Annotated in this window: 29 protein-coding genes; 8 read left to right on the top strand and 21 right to left on the bottom strand. The window is 53.2% G+C overall.

From position 1 onward, the window contains the following. Positions 1–111 precede the first annotated feature (111 nt). The 6 genes from JJB07_RS16455 to JJB07_RS16475 form a co-directional block, all read right to left on the bottom strand. Positions 112–357: a hypothetical protein gene (locus tag JJB07_RS16455; RefSeq protein ID WP_201636949.1), complete on the bottom strand. Its 246-nt coding sequence runs from the start codon at positions 355–357 to the stop codon at positions 112–114. 4 nt (positions 358–361) lie between these two features. Then, positions 362–487: a hypothetical protein gene (locus tag JJB07_RS24275; protein WP_283809139.1), complete on the bottom strand. Its 126-nt coding sequence runs from the start codon at positions 485–487 to the stop codon at positions 362–364. Positions 488–567: 80 nt separating this feature from the next. Next, on the bottom strand, positions 568–936 hold the full coding sequence (folB, locus tag JJB07_RS16460) for a dihydroneopterin aldolase (RefSeq protein ID WP_201636951.1): 369 nt from the start codon (positions 934–936) through the stop codon (positions 568–570). A gap of 34 nt (positions 937–970) precedes the next feature. Further along, entirely contained in the window at positions 971–1303 is a 333-nt protein-coding gene (locus JJB07_RS16465) for a c-type cytochrome (RefSeq protein ID WP_201636953.1), read from the bottom strand. Between the two features lie 15 nt (positions 1304–1318). Continuing rightward, on the bottom strand, positions 1319–1933 hold the full coding sequence (locus JJB07_RS16470) for an SCO family protein (RefSeq protein ID WP_201636955.1): 615 nt from the start codon (positions 1931–1933) through the stop codon (positions 1319–1321). Between the two features lie 18 nt (positions 1934–1951). Further along, positions 1952–2344: a FixH family protein gene (locus JJB07_RS16475; protein ID WP_201636957.1), complete on the bottom strand. Its 393-nt coding sequence runs from the start codon at positions 2342–2344 to the stop codon at positions 1952–1954. A gap of 175 nt (positions 2345–2519) precedes the next feature. Here JJB07_RS16475 and JJB07_RS16480 point away from each other — a divergent pair, with 175 nt between their 5' ends. Further along, positions 2520–2765 (top strand): hypothetical protein, encoded by a 246-nt coding sequence (locus JJB07_RS16480; RefSeq protein WP_201636959.1) that lies wholly within the window; start codon positions 2520–2522, stop codon positions 2763–2765. 116 nt (positions 2766–2881) lie between these two features. Next, positions 2882–3406 carry an NAD(P)H-dependent oxidoreductase gene (locus JJB07_RS16485; protein WP_201636961.1) on the top strand — a complete coding sequence of 175 codons (525 nt, stop codon included), beginning with the start codon at positions 2882–2884 and terminating at the stop codon, positions 3404–3406. Between the two features lie 38 nt (positions 3407–3444). Here JJB07_RS16485 and JJB07_RS16490 read toward each other — a convergent pair whose 3' ends face one another. Together JJB07_RS16490 and JJB07_RS16495 are read right to left on the bottom strand one after the other, a co-directional pair. After that, entirely contained in the window at positions 3445–3948 is a 504-nt protein-coding gene (locus JJB07_RS16490) for a DUF4188 domain-containing protein (RefSeq protein ID WP_201636963.1), read from the bottom strand. 71 nt (positions 3949–4019) lie between these two features. Beyond that, on the bottom strand, positions 4020–4571 hold the full coding sequence (locus JJB07_RS16495; RefSeq protein ID WP_201636965.1) for a GNAT family N-acetyltransferase: 552 nt from the start codon (positions 4569–4571) through the stop codon (positions 4020–4022). A gap of 163 nt (positions 4572–4734) precedes the next feature. Here JJB07_RS16495 and JJB07_RS16500 point away from each other — a divergent pair, with 163 nt between their 5' ends. The 3 genes from JJB07_RS16500 to JJB07_RS16510 are packed head-to-tail and all read left to right on the top strand — an operon-like array spanning position 4735 to position 7225. Next, a complete protein-coding gene (locus JJB07_RS16500; protein ID WP_201636967.1) occupies positions 4735–5502 on the top strand; it encodes a prolipoprotein diacylglyceryl transferase in 768 nt (255 codons plus the stop codon). After that, the gene (locus tag JJB07_RS16505) at positions 5495–6925 is read left to right on the top strand and encodes a radical SAM protein (protein ID WP_201636969.1); all 1431 of its coding nucleotides are present in this window, start codon (positions 5495–5497) and stop codon (positions 6923–6925) included. The genes JJB07_RS16500 and JJB07_RS16505 overlap by 8 nt, the downstream gene beginning before the upstream one ends. Next, a complete protein-coding gene (locus JJB07_RS16510; RefSeq protein WP_201636971.1) occupies positions 6926–7225 on the top strand; it encodes a hypothetical protein in 300 nt (99 codons plus the stop codon). It begins immediately after the preceding gene. 28 nt (positions 7226–7253) lie between these two features. On the opposite strand, the gene JJB07_RS16515 is transcribed toward JJB07_RS16510, so the two are convergent. From JJB07_RS16515 to wsfD, 3 genes are read right to left on the bottom strand one after another with little or no spacing between them, the layout of a single operon-like run. After that, positions 7254–7694: a GtrA family protein gene (locus tag JJB07_RS16515; RefSeq protein ID WP_201636973.1), complete on the bottom strand. Its 441-nt coding sequence runs from the start codon at positions 7692–7694 to the stop codon at positions 7254–7256. A gap of 15 nt (positions 7695–7709) precedes the next feature. After that, entirely contained in the window at positions 7710–8741 is a 1032-nt protein-coding gene (locus JJB07_RS16520) for a glycosyltransferase family 2 protein (protein WP_201636974.1), read from the bottom strand. Then, positions 8728–10122, bottom strand: coding sequence for a glycan biosynthesis hexose transferase WsfD (gene wsfD / locus JJB07_RS16525; RefSeq protein ID WP_201636976.1), 1395 nt, complete (start codon positions 10120–10122; stop codon positions 8728–8730). The genes JJB07_RS16520 and wsfD overlap by 14 nt, the downstream gene beginning before the upstream one ends. A 139-nt stretch (positions 10123–10261) precedes the next feature. Here wsfD and JJB07_RS16530 point away from each other — a divergent pair, with 139 nt between their 5' ends. Together JJB07_RS16530 and JJB07_RS16535 are read left to right on the top strand one after the other, a co-directional pair. After that, the gene (locus JJB07_RS16530) at positions 10262–11818 is read left to right on the top strand and encodes an alpha-amylase family glycosyl hydrolase (protein WP_201636978.1); all 1557 of its coding nucleotides are present in this window, start codon (positions 10262–10264) and stop codon (positions 11816–11818) included. A gap of 80 nt (positions 11819–11898) precedes the next feature. After that, complete coding sequence (locus JJB07_RS16535) at positions 11899–12219, top strand: hypothetical protein (protein WP_201636980.1); 321 nt, start codon at positions 11899–11901, stop codon at positions 12217–12219. 45 nt (positions 12220–12264) lie between these two features. On the opposite strand, the gene JJB07_RS16540 is transcribed toward JJB07_RS16535, so the two are convergent. The 9 genes from JJB07_RS16540 to JJB07_RS16580 form a co-directional block, all read right to left on the bottom strand. Continuing rightward, positions 12265–13047: a hypothetical protein gene (locus tag JJB07_RS16540; RefSeq protein ID WP_201636982.1), complete on the bottom strand. Its 783-nt coding sequence runs from the start codon at positions 13045–13047 to the stop codon at positions 12265–12267. Positions 13048–13054: 7 nt separating this feature from the next. Next, on the bottom strand, positions 13055–13399 hold the full coding sequence (locus JJB07_RS16545) for a hypothetical protein (RefSeq protein ID WP_201636984.1): 345 nt from the start codon (positions 13397–13399) through the stop codon (positions 13055–13057). Positions 13400–13505: 106 nt separating this feature from the next. After that, positions 13506–14807: a hypothetical protein gene (locus JJB07_RS16550; RefSeq protein WP_201636986.1), complete on the bottom strand. Its 1302-nt coding sequence runs from the start codon at positions 14805–14807 to the stop codon at positions 13506–13508. 87 nt (positions 14808–14894) lie between these two features. Next, complete coding sequence (locus tag JJB07_RS16555) at positions 14895–15098, bottom strand: hypothetical protein (RefSeq protein ID WP_201636988.1); 204 nt, start codon at positions 15096–15098, stop codon at positions 14895–14897. Between the two features lie 108 nt (positions 15099–15206). Further along, positions 15207–16376 carry a tetratricopeptide repeat protein gene (locus tag JJB07_RS16560; protein WP_201636989.1) on the bottom strand — a complete coding sequence of 390 codons (1170 nt, stop codon included), beginning with the start codon at positions 16374–16376 and terminating at the stop codon, positions 15207–15209. Between the two features lie 164 nt (positions 16377–16540). Beyond that, positions 16541–16711 (bottom strand): hypothetical protein, encoded by a 171-nt coding sequence (locus JJB07_RS16565; RefSeq protein WP_201636990.1) that lies wholly within the window; start codon positions 16709–16711, stop codon positions 16541–16543. Next, the gene (locus JJB07_RS16570; protein ID WP_201636991.1) at positions 16708–18003 is read right to left on the bottom strand and encodes a helix-turn-helix domain-containing protein; all 1296 of its coding nucleotides are present in this window, start codon (positions 18001–18003) and stop codon (positions 16708–16710) included. The genes JJB07_RS16565 and JJB07_RS16570 overlap by 4 nt, the downstream gene beginning before the upstream one ends. Before the next feature lie 344 nt (positions 18004–18347). Next, on the bottom strand, positions 18348–18728 hold the full coding sequence (locus tag JJB07_RS16575; RefSeq protein WP_201636992.1) for a hypothetical protein: 381 nt from the start codon (positions 18726–18728) through the stop codon (positions 18348–18350). After that, positions 18725–19621: a DMT family transporter gene (locus JJB07_RS16580; protein ID WP_201636993.1), complete on the bottom strand. Its 897-nt coding sequence runs from the start codon at positions 19619–19621 to the stop codon at positions 18725–18727. Before JJB07_RS16580 ends, JJB07_RS16575 begins: the two co-directional genes overlap by 4 nt. A gap of 66 nt (positions 19622–19687) precedes the next feature. Here JJB07_RS16580 and JJB07_RS16585 point away from each other — a divergent pair, with 66 nt between their 5' ends. Continuing rightward, complete coding sequence (locus JJB07_RS16585; protein ID WP_201636994.1) at positions 19688–19852, top strand: ATP-binding protein; 165 nt, start codon at positions 19688–19690, stop codon at positions 19850–19852. 52 nt (positions 19853–19904) lie between these two features. Here JJB07_RS16585 and JJB07_RS16590 read toward each other — a convergent pair whose 3' ends face one another. Then, positions 19905–20579, bottom strand: coding sequence for an MgtC/SapB family protein (locus JJB07_RS16590; protein WP_201636995.1), 675 nt, complete (start codon positions 20577–20579; stop codon positions 19905–19907). Positions 20580–20615 lie beyond the last annotated feature (36 nt).

The raw sequence follows: 20615 nt of genomic DNA on the forward strand, positions 1-20615 counted from the left end.
CCAGAGCCTCTTTTCTTACTACAGGAGCACAACTCGGATGCCAAGCTGGCAAGCCAGATCGTATTCAAGATGACGGCCCACTCCTTCACTCCTGATCTCTCATAACTCCTCTTAGTTGGCCGTTGAAGTAAACTCTTGGCTGTACGCTTCTCCGTCCGCCGTAAACTCATCCATCAGGGTGATCAGCCCCTTGGCTTTTTCCACGTCGGGAGAACCGTCTTCATGGAAAATTGAGCCTCGAATGTCCAACATGTCGAACATATGTGACATGAACGCTTTGGTCCGTTCGGAATAGGGTTGCGTAAACGAGTTGTCCGGCACCTGGATGGCGATCATTTTGTTATAGACCGCTTGCAACTCGTCACGGTTCTTCCAGTACGTAGACGTGAATTCCGAGTATCGGATACAATCTCGAAGCAGAAGCCACTCCCGGCAGAACCGATCCTGCCAAGAGACCTGCCAGTGCGAGTGAGACTCGTTTTTTCAAAATACAACCCCAAAAAAATGACTATTTTTTCCAATTCGCCAAAAAAAGGACGCTTCCCTTCATCGGGAGGCGTCCTTTTTTTACTTTCCATCGCGCTTGCGGTAGATCTCGATGGCTGCGGCTTGCAACTCACCGGGGATCGGGGCGCTGGGCTTGGTGATGCGGACTTGCACGGCGTCGATGAGCGGGAAGTGGGTGAGGATCGTCGAGGCGATGCGCTCGGCGAGGGTTTCGATCAACTTCACAGGCTCGCCCGTCATAATCTTGGCAATTTGTGCATAGACGCTCCCGTAATTCGTGGTCATCTCCAAATCATCCGTCCGCCCGGCTGCTTCAAGCGACGTTTCCATGACCACATCCGCATAGAACCGCTGACCCAATTTCGTCTCTTCGGGGAACACGCCGTGGTAGCCGTAAAACGCCATGCCGTTGAGAAAAATTTTGTCCATGTCTGCACCCCCGAGATAGGATGTGTCAGACTCCTCACTTCTCATTCGCCAACATGTTGACCAGCCGAACCACTTGGGCGTCGTTGAGCTTGTCTTGGAAAGCGGGCATGCCGTTTGGGCTGCCTTTGAGAATGAGTTGTTTCAATTGGTCGTTGTCGTACTTCGCTCCAACGGTTTTCAAGTCGGGGCCGGAGACGCCTTGAAGTTGTTCGCCGTGGCAACCGGCGCAGTTTTGTTTGTAAATTGTGTGTACGTCCGTCATGCTGACCTGCGGGTCCGGCTTGCACAGGTCTGCAAGCGAACATCCGCTGAGGACAACCGCACACCCGATCGCCAACAACGCCGCAAAACTTCTCCCCTTCCGCATCTCCCTCATCCCTCTCTACTCGCGCACCAATTTAAGAATGTCGTTATAAACCTCGTCGGACGGCATGTCGTTGCCCATCGAATACACTTTGCGAATCTGGTTGTTGCGGTCGATCAAGTACAAGGATCGCGTGGAATGGACGAACGAACCGTCCGCCTGCTTCTCCAAGTACACGCCGAACGAATCGGCCACTTGCGCCGTCTCGTCCTGCGTCCCGCGCAAGACTTTCCACCCCGCGCGGTCCATTTTCATGCGGTCGGCGTACTGCTTCAATACGTCGTTCGTATCGCGCTCGGGGTCGAACGAGATCGAGAGAAACTCCACGTCTTGGCCGAACACGTCTTTTTGCTTCAATTGATCTTGGATCTTCGCCATGTTCGCGGTCGTAAGCGGGCAAATATCCGGACAGTTGGCAAAAAAGAACTCGACCAACCGCACTTTGCCTTGCTCTCCGTACAAGTTCGTCGTCCCGCCGTCGATGTTCTGCAGCGTGAAGTTCGGGGCGGGCATCACCGTCGGGAGCTTTTGGTTCTCCGAATGCCAATACCACCACGATCCGCCCGCCAACGCGAGGATGACGAGAAGTAGCGTGCCAAATACCGTGATGCGTCTGCGTCTTGCTGGTTCCATTGCGTAGAGTCCTCCTGCTTACTGTGTCACTTGAAAGTCCATCGTCGGCATCGTGTGAAGTTCAGCCGTTGTCGTATGGATCGTGACATGATAGGTGTCAGCTTTGGCGAACGATTTTTTGAGCGAATAATGCCCTTGGTCGTCGCCCGTCGCCGGGATTTTTTCATGTTGGGCGGTGTCGCTGTCTCCCCAAATTTCGAATTCGACAGTCGCTTTCTTCACCGGATCGTTGTTCACCGTCACCGTAGCAATCAAATTCCCCTCCTGATTGACGTGAAGCGGAGCGGGGTTGGTGTTGAAGACAATCACCGGAACAGCCGGTTTGGCGGGAATCGGTTCCGTTTTCTGGGAGGCACTACACCCGGTCAAGGTGAGCGCCAACGCCGGAACCAGCCATAAGTTGCGTTTCATATACAGACCAGTCCTCCTCAGATGCCAAGCCACTTCTACTTATCATCATACTCTGTCTCTCGCTACACTCCTATACCTGAGCGCCGCATTCACGAATTTGTCATCTCCTTCGCATCATCGTGTTCGTCCCTATGGTAGAATAGGCGGAGAACTAGGAATGAGGAGTGCTCAATTCATGGCAAAAGAAAAACCGACTTTCTCAACCCGTGCCGCCGAAGAACTCTACTGGTCCGGCCGTCAATTGATTAAATTGCTGGCGATCGTCATCGCGTGCGGCATCACACTGTTTATCGCGCAATTTTTCTCCAAAGTGCTGTTCCTCTTGATTGCGTTCATCGGGTTCATTCTCTCGCTTGCGACGGTTACGTACATGATCGGTCACTTCGTGCGCTTTCTCGTTTTCAAGTCGCGGCAGCAGTAGGAGCCTGATAGTTTCCTTTTGGGTACTTACAAACTAATTAGTGGATACTTCCTGAAACGACGTTTCCCCCTTATACTCCTCTGTAGAAGGACAACTCGTGAAAGGTCGTGACTCACTTGAAAATTCTCGTACTCGTCGCTCATCCGAACTTGGAGGGCTCCCGCATCAACCAACGTTTCGCCAAAGAACTGCAATCGATCGAAAACGTCACCATCCACAACCTCTATGAAGTCTACCCGGATGAGAAAATCGACGTCGCTCGCGAGCAACAATTGCTGCTCGACCATGACCGCATCGTCTTGCAATTCCCGTTGTACTGGTACAGCTCTCCGTCCCTCTTGAAAAAGTGGCAAGACGAAGTTCTGGCCTACGGCTTCGCATACGGTTCCGACGGCACCAAACTGCATGGCAAGGAATTGCTCGTCGCCATCTCCACCGGCGGTCCGAACGAAGCGTACCAAGCAGGCGGCTACAACAACTTCACGCTCTCCGAGCTCCTGCGTCCGTTCCAACAAACCGCCAACCTGATCGGGGCGCGTTACCTGCCGATCTACTCCGTCTCCTCGTCGTTCCAACTGTCCGACGAACAAGTCGAAGCAGGCGCCACCGCATACGCGGCTCACATCACGCGCGAGTGGTAGAAATGAAACCACCAAGGGTCGAGGCCCTTGGTGGTTTTTTATTGCTCCTTGGGCTCCTTGCCCTGTCCATGTACGCGGGAGTAGGCCGTTTCGTGACGGGATCCTGAGGTCGGCATGTGCTGGTCTTTCAACGCTTTGCCGAGGCCGAAGTGCGGCATGTTGCCGTAGAGGGCTTCGAACTTGCCCGGTTCAATCAAGTAGGTTTCGTGCCAGATCCCGACGACGTCGGAGTTCAGCCCCACTTTGCGGTGGAAGTCTTGCCAAGCCTTTAGATGCTTCTCCATGTGGGCATAGCGTTCCAGATGCTCGAACGACTTCCAGTATTGCACCACACCCAGACCCCGCCAGTACATGATGACTTCACTGTCGAGAAATCCGATCTCTTCGTTGGTGTACAACTCCGTCATCATCGGGAACATCGCCCGTGCGACCGGAAGCCATTTATGTACGGCCCAGAGTTTGTTCACTCGCAACCCGATGAGAAACAACACAAACGGTTCATCAGATTGAACCGTATAGCGCCCCTTAAATATCTCTTTCATACCGCTCACCCTTTTTACTTTTCATTATATAAGAAAAACGCCGCTGGGGAATCCCCAACGGCGTCATTTGCTTAACGTGCCGACCATTCCTCTTCGAGAATCGCCCAAAACTCAAGATCGACCCAAGCGCCTTGGACCAGCAGACTTTTTCGATGAATGCCTTCAAACGTATAGCCGGCCTTCTCCACCACGCGCTTCGAGCCGAAATTGCTCGGCATGATCCCCGCTTCAATGCGATGGAGCTTCAGGTGTTCAAACCCAAACGCGGTGCAGAGACGAACGGCTTCCGACCCCAGTCCTTTGCCGTTTTGTGATCGATCCATCGTGTAGCCGATCATGGCGCTTTGAAGCGGCCCGCGAGCGACGAAGTTCAGCGCGATACGACCTACCAGCTTGTCCGAGTCCCGCAGGAACACGCCCAAGGAGTACGCTTCATCACGATCCCAAGCGCGCTGCCCGTTTTCCAGTTGTTGATGGACCAATTCCAAACTATACGTGCGATCCGGACGCGACGGTTCAAACTGAGCGAAAAACTCGTGGTTTCTCTCCAAATACCCCAATAACGTGTCTGCGTCGTTCTCTGTAAAGGTTCGTAGGTATACTTGCTCCCCCATGAGCTTCATTTCGTACTGCATCCCCTTCCCCAACACTGCTCTCTTACAACAATTTCCTTTATTGTAACACGAAATCTCCATTTGTAACTCACGAGAAAACCTCAGACGACGAGATGTTGGATTTTTTGCTATACTTAGTCTGAACATCCAGAAACTTCCGAGGTGGTGAATCATGACCTTTCCTGTTTACATTCACATCGGCTCGTGGAGCATCCATCCACATATTTTGTTTGAGTCATTGTCGTACTTCATCGGATTTCGCGTGTACCTTTGGACGCGGAACAAGGAGCGACTTCCGTTTCAAGTCTCCACGCTCTTGCTGCTTGGCATGATCTTGGGCGCCGCTTTTGGATCGAAAGTTTTGTATTGGTTTCAAGAACCGCTCTTAACGTGGGAGCATCGCACAGACCCCGTCTTTCTCATGCAGGGCAAGACCATCGTCGGCGGACTGCTCGGGGGGTTGATCTGCGTGGAGATCGCCAAGAAACTGCTGGGCTGGACATCGCGCACAGGTGACGACTACACCCTGCCGCTGATCGTCGGCCTCTCCATCGGGCGCATCGGTTGCTTCCTCACCGGGCTTGCCGATGAGACTTGCGGAATTCCCACGACGTGGATCACTGGCTTTGACTTTGGCGACGGCATCCCCCGCCACCCGACGCAGCTCTATGAGATCGCGTTCCTCTGGGCGTTGGCCGCTCTGCTTCTGTTCTTGAAAAAACGCGCAAACCTGCCCAACGGCGGCCTGTTCCAACTCTTCATGTTCAGCTACTTGCTGTTCCGCCTCGGCGTTGAATTCATAAAACCGGTTCCGCACGTCTATTGGATTTTCTCCAACATTCAACTCGCCGCGATGCTCGGACTGATCCATTACTACAGACTCCTGCGCCAATGGCCTCGAAACTCACTCTCGTTCAAAAAGGAGCCCCTTCATGCCTAAAAATCGGCCCTACATTTTCTACGAACTCACCAACTCGATCTGCTCGACGTGCCTGTCCAAAGTCGAAGCGAAAGTGATCATCCAAGACAACCACGTCTACCTCCACAAGCACTGCTTCACCCACGGTCCGGAGAAAGTCCTGATCTCCACCGACGCCGACTATTACAAACTCTGCCGTGAATACCTCAAACCGTCGGAGATGCCGCAAGTGTGGAACACCCCGATAAAGTACGGCTGTCCCTACGATTGCGGCCTCTGCCCGGATCATGAACAACACAGTTGCCTGACGCTCGTCGAGATCATTGAGAAATGCAACCTCGCCTGCCCGATCTGCTACGCCGAGTCGTCCCCGCAACAAGAGAAAATTCGCTCCCTCGAGGAAGTCGAAGCGATGCTCGACGCCGTCGTGCGCAACGAAGGCGAGCCGGACATCGTGCAGATTTCCGGCGGTGAACCGACGATTCACCCGCAATTTTTTGAAATTCTCGACCTCGCCAAGTCCAAACCGATCAAGCATCTCATGGTGAACACCAACGGCGTTCGCATCGCGCAAGACCGCGAATTCGTCGAACGACTCGCCACCTATATGCCGGGATTTGAGCTCTATCTGCAATTCGACTCGTTTGAAGTGGACGCCCTGCGCGAACTTCGCGGTGCCGACCTGCGCGAGATTCGTCGCAAAGCGATTGAACACCTCAACGAATTCAACATCTCCACCACCCTCGTTGTCACGCTGAAAAAAGGCCTCAACGACCACGAAGTCGGCGACATCATCCAATACGGTCTGCAACAACGCTGCGTGCGCGGCGTCACGTTCCAACCGATTCAAGCGGCCGGACGTTTGGAAGAATTCGACCCGGCGACCGACCGTCTGACGCTCTCCGAAGTCCGTCAGATGATCATCGACCAATCGGAGGTGTTCACCCCGCAAGACATGATCCCGGTTCCTTGCCACCCGGACTGTCTCGCGATGGGCTATGCGCTCAAGATCGGCGGCGAAGTGTTGCCGTTGACCGGCCTGATCGATCCGCAAGTTCTGCTGCAGGGCGGACGCAACACCATCGTGTTCGAGCAGGACGAGACGCTGAAATCCCGCGTGTTCGAACTGTTCTCCACCAACCATTCGCCGGAGTCGCAAACCCTGTCTCTGAAAAACTTGCTCTGCTGTCTCCCGATGGTTTCGGTTCCGAACGCCCTGAGCTATGACAACGTGTTCCGCGTGCTGATCATGCAATTCCTCGACCCGCACAACTTCGACGTACGCTCGGTGAAAAAGTCCTGTGTCCACATCGTCCACCCGGACGGTCGGATCATCCCGTTCGACACGTACAACATCTTCTACCGCGGCGACAAAGAAGCACAACTGGAGGAACTCCGTAAAAAGTACACCCCGCTGTACGAACACGAACTGGAGGTGCTGTAAGTGGCGGCAGATCCGACTCACTTCAAGACAGGACTCTGGTATGGCCTCGGCGTTGCCCTGCTTTGTAACATCATCGCCTTGATCTACGCAGGTGTGAACTCTGAGCAAGGGGGCGGCATCGCCATCATGCTGATCGGCGTGATCCAAGTGGCCTACATCGCGCCGCTCTCCCTGCTCAGCCTGTTCATCCCCAAGTACGGCAAAGGCATTCTCACCGGCATGTGGATGCTGGCCGGTGTTACGTTTCTTCTCAACATCATCGGTTGCGGCATGATGGCGTCCGGACTGTTCAGCTTGTAAACTCCTCGACAAAAAAAGACACCTCGGCTCACTCGCCCAGGTGTCTTTTTTGATCCCGAAATGTGAACAACTTGTGCCCCGCATAACTGGTCAGCGTATACAGCACCGACCCGACCAACACGGCGACATTCTCAATCCACGACGTGTCGTCGGTGAACAGCGCCAAAACCCACCGCGTTATCTGCAGACCGATCGAGTACGAAATTGCATAGCTCGCAAGCAACACCAAGATGAACTTCCACCAGCTCGAGCCGACGCTCTGCGTATTGCGAAACGTAAAGCTTCGGTTCAAAAAGTAGCTCGTCACGCCCCCGGTGCAGTTCCCGGCAAACGTGGAGATCCAATAGGAAATTCCGAACAAATTCAACAAGAGATACGTCGTGGACAAGCCCACAATCGTATTGATCACACCGATCAGCATGAACCGCACGAGGCTGTGGTTCCAGACTTTCAAGAGGAGAGCGTTCATCGCACAAGCCCCCTGTCAGCGAGCGCCGACTTCTTCACGGTCGTGGGTCTCACCCGCCAGATATTTGGCATCTCCGTTGGGGTCGAGTTCGATGTCGAGGATGTACTTCGGACGGCGCTTCGTTTCTTTGTAGATTTTGCCGATGTACTCGCCAATCAAGCCCAAGCACATGATCTGCACGCCGCCAATCAACCAGAGCGACACCATGATCGACGCCCAGCCGCTGACCGTCACACCGGCGATCTTCGCGATCAAAGCCCAGACTCCGGCGATGATGGAGAGCAAGAACATCACGAACCCGATCACCGTCACGAAGCGAATCGGCGTCACGCTCAGCGAAGTGATTCCGTCGAACGCGAAGGCGAGCATTTTTTTCAACGGGTACTTGGATTCGCCCGCGAACCGCTCCGCTCTGGCGTAGTACACGTTCGTCGAGCGGAACCCGACCATCGGCACGATCCCGCGCAAGAACAAGTTCGACTCTTCAAAGCGTCCCAGATTCTGCAACGCCCGCTTGCTCATCAGGCGGAAGTCGGCATGGTTGAACACGATGTTCGCGCCCAGTCCGCGCATCACCTTGTAGAAGCCTTCCGCCGTGAATCGTTTGAAAAACGTATCGGTCGTGCGGCTCTCGCGCACGCCGTAGACGACTTCGAAGCCTTCGTGGTACTTCTCCACCATCGCTCGAATCGCCGCCAGATCGTCTTGCAAGTCTGCGTCGATCGACACGGCGATGTCGCAGTTTTTCTTGGCTTTCATCAAACCGGAGAGCAGTGCATTCTGATGCCCTGCGTTGCGCGCCAATTTCAAGCCTGTGATGTAGCGAGACTCCCGATTGAATTTCTCAATCAACTCCCACGTCCGATCCCGGGAGCCGTCGTCGACGTACAGAATAACGCTGGAATCGTCGATCAACTCGTCTGTGATCATATCTTCCAGCACCTCAATCAGGCGCTTCGTCGTCTCCGGCAACACTTCTTCTTCGTTGTAACAGGGCACCACGATGCTCAGAACGGGCAACGCGGGCAGATGATTATTTTCTTCCATCGAGAATCCTCCTCGCAAGCCAGATGACAGACGTCACCAGCATGACACTTCCTAGTAAATCGAACAGGAACAGATGCTTCGCCAAGTCCGCTTCTCCGTCACCCAAGATCGGCAACACGAATTGCGCCATCGCCATCAATTCAATGGCGAGGAAAAACTCCGCAAGCAACTTCCCGCTTACAGTCACCGCCCGACGCCACTCCCAGACCGTCCCGACGGCAAACGCCATCGAAAACAGCAAGAGGAACCAAATTGACTTCGGCAAGATGTTGTACGCAAAATAAGAAAACGACGTCCACGATTTGCTCTGCTCCAATTTTTTGTGGATGCCGTCATTTTCGTAATTGCCCAGGTAATAATGCAAGTTGAAAGAACTTGCGGCACACACTTTCAGTTTGTCAAAAAAACGGCCCGGATGCTTCGCGTAAAACTTCAACACTTTGCCACGCGAGATCTTGTCGTAATAGCCTGCTTTAAATTCCGGAGACGTCACGTCGATTTTGTGCGGGACAAAATAGTCGGTGTTCGCCAGCACCACATACTCTTCCGACAAGCCCAACTCTCGCAAATCGGCCGCCGGGTCGGGCGAGTCTTTTAACACGCCGTAGAAGACCGTCTGGTAGATGTTGATCTTCTCAAACGAATTGTAGAACGACAAACCGGCTGTGAACACAAGCACAACTGCGGTCGAGATCAGCACGGCTTTTTTCCACGCGCGTTCTCCATGCAGTTTCAGGAGCCGCAAAAGCCAGAGCACGATCAGGAATCCTAGCAGCGCGTTCTGCACCTTCGCCGTCACGAACAGGACGCTTGCGACCGCCGCTCCGACGAGCGCCCACTTCTGCGGTTGTTGAGATTCGACTGTCAGATGCAACGCGAACCCGATCAGAGCGAGCAACAGGAGAAAAGTCGTCGCTTCGGAGAACATCGAGTTGAAGTAGAGGGAGAACCCCTTGTCGGTGGAGACCCACGCAACCAGCACGGCGGTCAGCCACGCAAGCCCCGCATTGCGGCGACGAACGCCCGAGATGACCAGAAACGCGCCCGCCAAAAGCGTCAAGATGTGCAACGCGCCAAGGAAACGGATGTCAAACTCGTGCGCGCTGTGGAACGCTTTGTTGATCCACACCGCGACTTTCAGAAACAAGATGGTGGACGACACATATCCACTGAGGTGGATATCGCCGATCTCATAGACTCGGTTGAAAAACCCGAAATACTGCGCGTCACCCGTGACGCCGTTCGGAACTTTCAACCCCGCCCAGACCATGATCCGCTCAAAATCTCCATTGTTCGCAAGACCGACAACGGGAGTGAGCAGCAACTGCCCGATCAACACCACGCCGATGAAGAGCAATGCGATCCATTCTGGTACGCTCATTTTTTTAAACACTTCGTCATCACCTAATACTTTCCTTGATGTACTTCATCTAGAGTAGTCGAAGTTTCCCGATCTCGCAATTCCCAAATTGTGAACGAGTTGTGAGATAATATGAGAAAAAAAGGAGTTTCCTCCACATATGAAACAGAAAACGCTCTGGCTAACCTCCGCCGCCCTCACATGCGGCGTCCTGCTCACCGGGTGTACGGGCCCATCGACGACGAAAAAAGACTCGCAGCTTCTCCACCAACCGCCTCACGGTGTCTACTACGAAGTGTTTGTGCGCTCGTTTGCCGATTCGAACGGCGACGGCGTCGGGGATCTCAAAGGCCTGACCGCCAAACTCGACTACTTGCAAGACCTCGGGATCGAAGGGCTGTGGTTGATGCCGATCAACTCGTCCCCGAGCTACCACGGCTATGACGTGACCGATTACAAGGGCGTCAATCCCGACTACGGCACGGCAGACGACCTCAAGCAATTGGTCGCCGAAGCACACAAACGTCACATGTCCATCCTGCTCGACTTCGTGGTCAACCACACCTCGAACCAACATCCTTGGTTCCAACAAGCCGAATCCTCGCCGACGAGCCCCTATCGCGATTATTACATCTGGGCGAATTCCACCACGAACACGAAACAGCGCGGCGACACCGGGCAAGAGCTCTGGCACGGAAGTCCGGGCAACGAGTATTACGCGTATTTCTACGAAGGCATGCCCGATCTGAATTTCGACAACCCGAAAGTCCGTCAAGAAATCACCCAAGCCGGACAATATTGGCTGAAGGACATCGGCATCGACGGGTTCCGTCTCGACGCCGCCAAGCACATCTACGCCGATCCGGAGCCGACCCGCAATGTTCAGTGGTGGCAAGAGTTCCGCAAAAGCATGGAGGAAGTCAAACCCGATGTGTTTCTCGTCGGCGAAGTGTGGGATTCCCCGTATGTCGTCGCGCCCTATCTCAAAGGCTTGAACTCCACGTTCAACTTCGACCTCTCCAAAGTCTTGGTCTCCGCCGCCCAGAACGAAAGCGACCAAGATCTGGTCTCGCAGTTGGTCTCGACTCGCCAGCTCTATGAGGAAGAAGCGGGCAAGACGTACATCGACTCCACGTTCCTCACCAACCACGACATGGACCGCGTCATGAGCCAGTTGGACGGCAACATGGACCACGCCAAGATGGCGGCTTCGCTGTTGATGACGTTGCCGGGCGATCCGTTCGTCTACTACGGCGAAGAGATCGGCATGGAAGGCAAGAAACCGGACGAAGCGATTCGCGAACCCTTCCTTTGGAAAAAAGACAGCAACGCCCCCGAGCAAACGCATTGGGAAGTTTCCAAGTACAACAGCGACAACGAGCAAAAATCTCTGGAGGCCGAGCAAAGCAGCCAGACATCGCTCTACGCCCACTACAAAGCGCTGATCCATGCCCGCCGCAGCAGTGACGTCCTAATCCAAGGCGATCTCGCAGAAGTTCCGTCGCTCCACGCAGACGGCCTGCTCGCGTTCAAGCGCACTCTCGGCGACAAATCGCTGCTCGTCGTCCACAATCTCTCGGGCAAAGCGCAAAACGTGACGCTCGACCCAGACTTGAAGTCGTACAAAACCACGTACTTCACCACAACTTCCGATGCCCAAGTAAAAAGCGGCAAGATCGCGTTGCCGCCCTATTCCACGCTTATCCTGCAACCTTGAGCCTCCTCTCCGCTTCTGCCGTGACACCCTGACACATGTCCACATACAATTTGGTATCCGTGCAGAAAGGAGGAACTCAGATGGCGCATCACCCGATGTACAAACGTTGTTGCAAGATGGTGAACAAGCAAGTCACGTTGCATCACCACGATGGCCGACGCCTCCATGGGACTCTTCGACATGTCACTCCGGAGGGCGTGTACGTTACACCGTACGGCCATGCCGGGATGATCTCTGCTGCCAATCCCTCCCTCCATCTCCACACGGCCGACAGTGGTCAACTTGACACCGACGCGACTCCGATCTTCTTCGGAGCCCTGTTCGTCCCCTTTGCTGCACTGGCCGGTTTGACCGTAGGCTTTGCCGCCGGCGCTTTGGCGACACGTCCGTACTACTGGTAGGAAAAAGGAACCCTGTGCGCAACTTGTGCGTACAGGGTTCTTTTTTTAGAGCAAGTTTTGCAATTCCCGTTTCAATTCGTCACGCGAACACGGTCTCAGTTTCGCCTGTTCGCCGTGGCTGCCCTCCACTTCGCTGATCATCCACGTATGCGCAGAGCCGGGCAGCAGCAGGATTCCGCCCGTCGAGTACGGGTCCCGATTGTCTTCCGTGTACTCGATGCGCAAGATCGACCAAAATCCCTCTGTTTGTTGCAGGTCGCGAGCGATCATGTCGGAGATTTCTTCCGGGAGACCGGAGTCTAGTAGGGTCGGGTGCAAATCGAGGCCGTTCTCCCGCTCTGCGACGCTGTCGGCAAACCGATTCCACAGCAGAGGCTCTTGAGATTCTGCCGCCTCGTACTGAATCGACAGAAACGATTCGACCGTTTCCACCACGTCGTCCAGATTCTCCAGCCGTTGTACCCGGTGGATGACGCCCTGCCGAATCTCATGCGTCGTAAGCGTTCCCTGCGCGACGTGCAAGCCGAGGGTGAGTTCTTGGCCATTCTCCCATTTGCTGAGGCGGATCGAATGTTCGGCGTCTGCGATGGGGCGGATGGCTTCTTGGAGGTCGGGGTCAAGGGTGTGGGTTTGTCCATTTTCAAGCACCTGCAGCCACTCACGGGCTGCCAGCGAATGTCCGGCCGTCAACATCCGTACTTCCAACTCTTCATCGGACAGCGGTCCGATGGTCATGCCCAGCAAGCCCGCTGCCGTCTCTTGCCGTCCCATGACGGAAAGGGAGAGGATCATTTCTTCTACCGAGAGGGAAAAACGCTGAATGCTCATGAGGTTCCTACTCCTTTACTACGAAACCGATTTCTCTCAAATATTGCTTGGCTACTTTGGCACGGATTACGTTTCGAGTATTGAATTTAATGACTTTACCTTCTTTGGTGTACGCTGCCATTATGTACCACATCGTCGCCCAACTGAAAAAGAAAAAGTCCACGTCTTCATACTTTACAGAAAGCTTGCCGTCTGCAGATTGGACTCCCTGTTCATCAAAAACAAAGAATGGTTTGGAGACGAGAATATAGTAACTGCAGAGGAGAAAAAAGAACCCGAAAAATACTAATGTAACGGCACCCGTTATCAGAAATCGAAGCTTCCATTCTTCGGGGTAGATCTTGAAGATCATGAACAATGCCCCCGACACAAAAAGTAGACACCCAAGCCAACGTACGAACGCTACGAATCGACTGCTGTAAAGAATCAATTGTTTAGAATGCACGTTCTCCCTCCTTTTACATGATCGGTTTCATAAAGACTCCAGGTATACCAGCTTTCAAAGTATTGTCGTACTTGGCAACACTCGTTTTCGACGTAGTGTTTGCTTTGTCCAGTTGATTGGCGATTCCGTCACCTATTTTTTGTCCAAGGTCCCGAGCCACGCCATCTGTTTTTTCGGCAACCCACGCTCCTAACCATTCTCCCGCCATACCACCAAATGCCCCACCTATCACAGCACCTGCCGGCCCTATGAATGCCCCGCCGATTGCGCCACCGATCGCTGTGCCTACGATGGTACCGACAGACTTGAATACGACGGTGTTCAGCGAACTGGCGACGTCTCCGGAAAAGTTATGATAGAATTCCTGCTGGGTGACGCCGGGTTGGGTGTTTTTGTCCCAGGATTCCGTCAACTTATCCTTCTCGTCCCAAACGGTCATCGCGATTCCAAGCGGGCCCACTGCACGTTTTGCCAAATGCAAGGGCATCGTTTTAAAACCGATCTTGGCCGCACTGCCTTCCATGCCAGCGAAGTCCTTCAACTGATTCCCAAGCGATTTCTCTGTGATATTCGGTTGGCTAAATTTCTCGAATACGTTTTGGTTGGACCAACTGACAATCGAATTCCACTTCGAAAACCTCGACTCCCCCTTCACCCACCCGGCTGTTTTAATGAAATACGATCTGGGGTCTTGCGGGTCTTGCTCAAAACGGATGGAGCCGGACAAAATCAACGCAGTCACTGCGCCCGGTGCCAAAAAGTCAGACGCACTGGTGATGTCCTCGTCCTCTGATTTCTGTTGAGTCCCCGCCTTGATCTGCAGCCCGCCTCGTACCGCATTCATCCGTCCGACGAGCCCTTCGATGTCGTAAAACTGGGCAGATGCCGTCTGGTTGGCTTGCGCTTCCAGACTGTCAGCCTCTTGCTGCAATGAATGATAACGCCCTTGCAAATAATTCAACTCCATCTGCAACGAATAGCGTTCCTCCGGCTCTCCATTGTGAAGTTGAGACTGCAGAGCGTGAATTTGTCCTTCCATCCCCTGCGCCTGTTGCCGCAGGTGGTTCACGTTGTCCAAGTGGCCCGCAAGTTGGTTCAGCGACTGCGAGATGTGGTCAAACGCCAAACCCGCCGTTCGCAAGTCTTCACGGACTTTTCCCGCCAACGATCGAAAGTCTGTCGCGGCTTGGCCTTTCCATTGATCCGTCTCGGCTGCCTGTTCCACTCGCGAACTCAACCGCTGCACATCATGCACAGCCGACCCAAAACGAGAAGCCCCGTTGCGAAGTAAAAAAGTATTTGCAGGTTGCTTCAATTCTTCTCACTCCTATCCAAAACCAGTATACCAAAAAGAAAAGCAGATGGGAGAGTCTCCCATCTGCTTTTTCACGTATTTCTAGCGTCAGGGGCGGTTGTCAACAACGTCCCCATTTTTCGAGTTCGGTTCTGTGCCACGAATCTTTTTGTACAAGTTGATGACTCGCTTAATCATCGGCCAGCACAATTGCGGTACGCTGAAATAGACACACAGCACAGCGGCGATGATGTGCCACGTCCAGTCCCACGGTGTCGTCGCCGATAACCACTCCAGTTGTTTCTCCCACATACGGGTATCGCTCCTCACGTTTTTACCGGTCCGCGATGGGCCTACCCCTATTTTATGCGAAATGTTGTGGATATTAAATAGCCAGATGTAGCCATCCTGTGACAGTAGTTAGGAGATTCTTGCCCCTTCCAACTTACGGTAAATCCATGATAGCGTTTGCATGACGCCGGCCCATTGCTTCGCTTGCTTCAATTGCTTGTACCCGTCGGCCGCTTTCTGGAAGTGGTGCGACGCTTCTTCGTATGCTTCTTGTCGGCACGAGATCTCCCCGAGCAAGGCAAACACAGACGTCCGATGCTCCGGCTCCTCCGGGAAACGCTGCAACGCCATCCGGCAGGCTGCCTCCGCTTGGTTGGGATCGACTTCCATGGCGATCTTCGCCAATTCTACATACCCGATGCCGGCCTCCACGTCATAACCCGACTCGTCGAGCAGCGACAGAGAGTCTTGCAACACCGTGCAGACTTCGGACAAGTCGCCTTTGATCCCAAGCAAAACGGTATAGTGGTTCGGAAGTTCGGCGGCGAGGTCCAGAACACCCTCTTCGCGCAGAATCGTCGCTGCACGCTCCGTATAAGCATTGGCTTCCCACTCAAACGACATCTCGCGGAAGAAAGGCGAGATCATCAGCAACAGCCAGACGACCGAGCGGCGGTTCACCGTGCCTTCACAGCAAGAGACGGCGAGCCGGAAGCATTGCATCGCTTCTTTGACACGTCGCATCCGCTTCTGACACGTGCCAAGCAGAACGTACAAGTGCGTCGTCATCGCGCCGTCCTGGTTCGGCAGTCTCTCCGAGATCGCCAGTGCGCGGTCGTAGTGCCGCAATGCATATTCATAACGGGCTTGGGAGAACTCGAGATTCCCAAGTCCTCGATAGATCTCAATCATCGCTTTTTGGTTTTGCTCTACACACGCTTCTTCGAGTGCAAAGTGATACCAATGAAACGACTCCGGTAAATCTCCAACACGAAGGTAACACTCCGCCAGATGACACATCAAATCTACGGCCTCAACGCCAAAAAAAGGTTGCTTCAGCAACTCTTCCAATCGATCCAATGCCCCCGCGTAGTCCATCGACCGTTTTCTCTCCAACGCCTCTTGGTACAGGCTCAGAGCTTCCGCACGACGGTCCGTCTCCACGGTCAAATTGTCCAGCGTCACCTCCAGCTGATCCGCAATTGCGCTAAGGACGTTTGTTGCACGCCCCTCCGTCGACTTCATCTGCGTTACACCTTTGCCGACCCGCACTTCACGAATTCCCACGCCTAGAGTCATACACGCTGCCCCTCTCTCGATTAGTATTTATACGAGAGATTGTATCGAAACTTTGCGCAGTAAAAAATCTGTAGTTTTGTTAGTAGTTCCTACCAACCTTACTACCAAACTTCAAAAAGTAAAAAACCGCCCAAACGATCGGACGGTTTCTGAAAACAATGGGATTAGGTCAATTTAATCGAAATCACGATCGAGGGGGTTACGTCCGGACCCATATCTTGTGCCATCTTGACAAAGCCGGGGGTAACATCAGGGCCTCTATCTTCTGCAATCGAACTCGAAGCAAAGCCCGTCACCAACATCGAGATCATGACAAGCGCAAACAATTTCTTCATTCGTATGACTCCCTTCCGTCTCTTCTAAGAAGTTTATTCACTCGCGTAAGTACCTCGTAAGCTTCCTGGAATTTACCCATTTGCGAATAGATGTCTGCGGAAACTTGTAACGATTCAGCACTTTGCGTGTACATCTTCATCTTACCATATAATTCGCTAGATTTTAACGAGTGTATAATGGCATTTTCAAAATTTTTCTTCGACATTTCATTAAGAGCCTTACACCTATGGAGATAAGCAATACCTGACGACTGCTCATCTTTCACTTCAGTAGAAATTTTTTCAGCTTGAGACATATTTACATCCGCTAATTCCTGGTCACCGCTCTTGAAGCAGACCATAAAGGCTCGACCGTACAAATACACGGACATTTCCGGGTCTTCGAGATCATTTTCGAACTTAAATGCGAGGTCTTGGAGCTCCTTGACGGCACCCTTGTAGTTGTCTTTTGCTTCATAATAATAGAGATAATGTTGACGGGCGACATACGCATTTCGAAGGTCGTTCAAGGAATTGTACAAACTCAGAGCTTGGACAATATATTCTTTGCTTTTCGTGGCAATCGCCAAAGAGAACAGGGAACGCGCCAAATTCATGAGATCCGTTTTGTCCGAGTAATAGTCTCGGGCCTTGTCCAAGAAGAGTTGCGCATCTTCCTTGAATCCCAATTCGTTGCAGACGATCCCCAAATTCAGCGTGATGGCCGCCGCCGGTCTCGTCATGACCTCTTGACGCAACGAGACGTGATAGCCGTGCTCATACGCGGAGTACGCTTTTTCATAATCGCGTTGGAAATAGTAGGCATTGCCCAACTTGTTATACGCATCGCACAGCGTCTCATCGCTGACCGTCTGCTGCTTCTCCTGTGCCTGAACAAACTCCAACACCCGACGAGCCGCATCATGAGGGTAACCGGTCCGCGTCATGCATTCCATATGATTAAGGAACAGTACCTGCCTCTGGTGCTCCAGCAGTTCCTGCCCCTCCAACTCTTGAATCAACTCAAGCGCATACGCGTAGTCACGCTTGGACACCGACACACGGATGACATCCAGTTGGAACGAAATGTCCTGCGTACGCTCTTGCTCGCCCAGAATTTCACGTAGCGGAACACACAAACGCTCCGCTAACTTCTCCAAGGTACCCACCGACGGCAGGGCACGATCACATTCAATCTGACTGACTGTCGAATAGGAGCAAATCCCCTCTGACAACTGCTGTTGCGAGAGACCTTGTGCCTTTCTGTATTTCTTAAACCGTTGTCCGATCGTCATCTCTTGATCAACTATCATCGTGCCACCGCCCATTAGTTCATAGATTCCAACAATTATAATAACAGTGCCGTGAAAATTAGTACAGTAAATTTAACACAAAAAGATATTTATTGATAGCCCCTCACGCTAATAAAAAAACACCCGCTCCGCCACACAGGCAGAACGGGTGTTTTTTGTCAGAAAAAAACGCGTCAGACTAGCACCACGGAACCAACAGGATAAACAATACGAAAATGATCAGAAAGACGACCGCCCACTGGGTGTAACCGCCAAATGCACCGTACATGTCTCATTCCGCCTTTCCAGAGAAGATACTACATTCTATGGAAAAGCTCTGTCCTTGTCGTGGACGTCTGTCCCGTCTACTCGCCCGTTTTTTCAGCTTTTTCCAAAAGCGTCTTGACCGCGAGCTGCAAGAGATGCGCGAAACCTGCTTGGAGGTCGCCCGGCAACTTGCCCGCCATCGCGCGCTCGATGCGTGAGAAACTGTCCACCACATGAGCCGTCGTCATCCCGCGGGAACGCAGGAGACCGTCCAACCAGATCGCATAGTCCACGAACAATTTGTCTTGCTTCATATTGAATGCGATCTGCAAGTGCTCCAGATGATAAAACACATCTTCGCGACATTTCACTTTGCCGCGTTCGCCGTAGCGTTCCAAAAGCTCCGGAAACTCCTCATAGATGCCCGCCGTCACTTCATCGACGAGGGCGTTTGCGTCAAAGGGGTACGAAACCGTCATTGGTTGAATTCCTCCCTGATTTTCTCCTGACGTCTGCTCGTGAAGTACACCCCGAGGAGAATCAATCCACCCCCGAGTACCTGAGAGAACGTGATCGACTGACCGAGCAACAGCGAGATCAACGCCGTGAACAACGGGATGAAATTCAAAAACACCCCGGCTTGGCTTGGGCCGATCGCCCGAACTCCGACACTCCACAGGATATAGGAACCCACCGAAGGAAACAACACGATGTACGCCATGCCCATCATCCCGACCGATGTCAACTTCGAGGCATCAAACCCCTGCGCCAACGCAAACGGCAACATCACGACCACGCTGAAAAAAGTCGAGACCGCCGTCGCCGCAATCGGGGGGATGCCCGATGCCTTCTTCGATAATAACGTATAGACCGACCAGACGACCACGGCCACGACCATCAGCAGGTCGCCGCGGTTATACTCTGCTTGCAAGAGGACATTCCAATCCCCTTTGCAAAGCAATACGACGACTCCCACCAGAGAAACCAACAGCCCGGCCCATTGCTTGCCTTGCAGCCTTTCGCGCAGGAAGATCATCGCGAACACGACCAACACGGCCGGATTGAGCGCTTGGACGAACGCCGCAGAAGTCGAAGAGGTGAATTGTAACGCTTCATATAAAGTGAAATTATACATCACAGACCCGAGCAACCCCATGCACAGCAAGAGGAACCAGTGACGAAAAACCTGCTTCCACTGAGGACGTTCGAAAATCTGCGCCAACGGTACCAACAACACCAAAGCTCCCAGCCAGCGAGCCGTGGTCATCCATAACGGCGTCATTTCGGCTACGACGTATTTGCCGAATATATAATTGCCGGCCCAGAACAGATTGCACAACACCAGTATCAGCCACGCTTTGTATTTGTCCAAATATTTCGCCTCCCTACATAATGACGATTATATAGGACCGATGACGAAAAGCAAGAGATCAAAACCTTGGAGCGTACGACGCAGATCAATGGCATGTCCACCGATCAAATGAACCACGAAGAAAGCGGTCAAGGCATCGGCCTGTTCATGGTCAAGAAATTGCTCGACTACTTCTCCGGCGACATCCAAGGATCGACGTTCAGGATCTCCTTGCCGGTCAACGTCGGCTAACGGAAGTACACACAAAAAAGCAGACCGGGACGAACCGGTCTGCTTTTTACGATCACTGCAAGTTGACGGACGTCACGCTCTCCACAGACGAGATCTCCTGCAAGACTTTCTCCCAATCCAAGTTCGGCGGAAACGTCACCTCCATCTCGGTGACAGCGGAACCCTCCTCCTCTTGGATCGAGACATCGACGATGTTGATGCGGTGTTTGCCAAGGATCGTCGCGATGTCGGCCAGCAGAGCCGGTCGGTCGAAGGACGTATACGTCAATTGTTTGTGACGGGTGCGGTGCAAGCGGTTTTGCAACGGGTCGAGCCAGACCATGCAAGCGACGACGACCAACACGGATACGATCGCGACGAAGTATTGACCGCCGCCCACGGCAAATCCGATGATCAACGCCAACAACAACATCCCCGCCGTGGAGTAGCCGCTGATCGCAAAGCGATCGCTTCGCAAGAAAATCCCTGCAGCCAAGAACCCGCCGATCCCGCCGCCGACTTGGGCCGCCAACCGAGCCGGGTCGAAGCTGACACGGGGGTCGTTCTGAAATTCGGCAAATCCGTGCGTCGAGAGCCACATGAGCAGGCAACCGGATACGGCGACCAAGATGTGGGTTTTGAGCCCGGCCGACTTGTTCTTCCGCTCGCGTTCCAACCCCATGAGGGCGCCCAACACGACACTTAGCACCAAGCGCAGCAAGAAGACGAGATGAGTATGATCGATCATAAGAAGTAGGCAGCCTCCGATCTCCAAGTTCATTCA

The sequence above is a fragment of the Tumebacillus amylolyticus genome, assembly GCF_016722965.1.
In the GTDB taxonomy this organism is placed as follows: domain Bacteria; phylum Bacillota; class Bacilli; order Tumebacillales; family Tumebacillaceae; genus Tumebacillus; species Tumebacillus amylolyticus.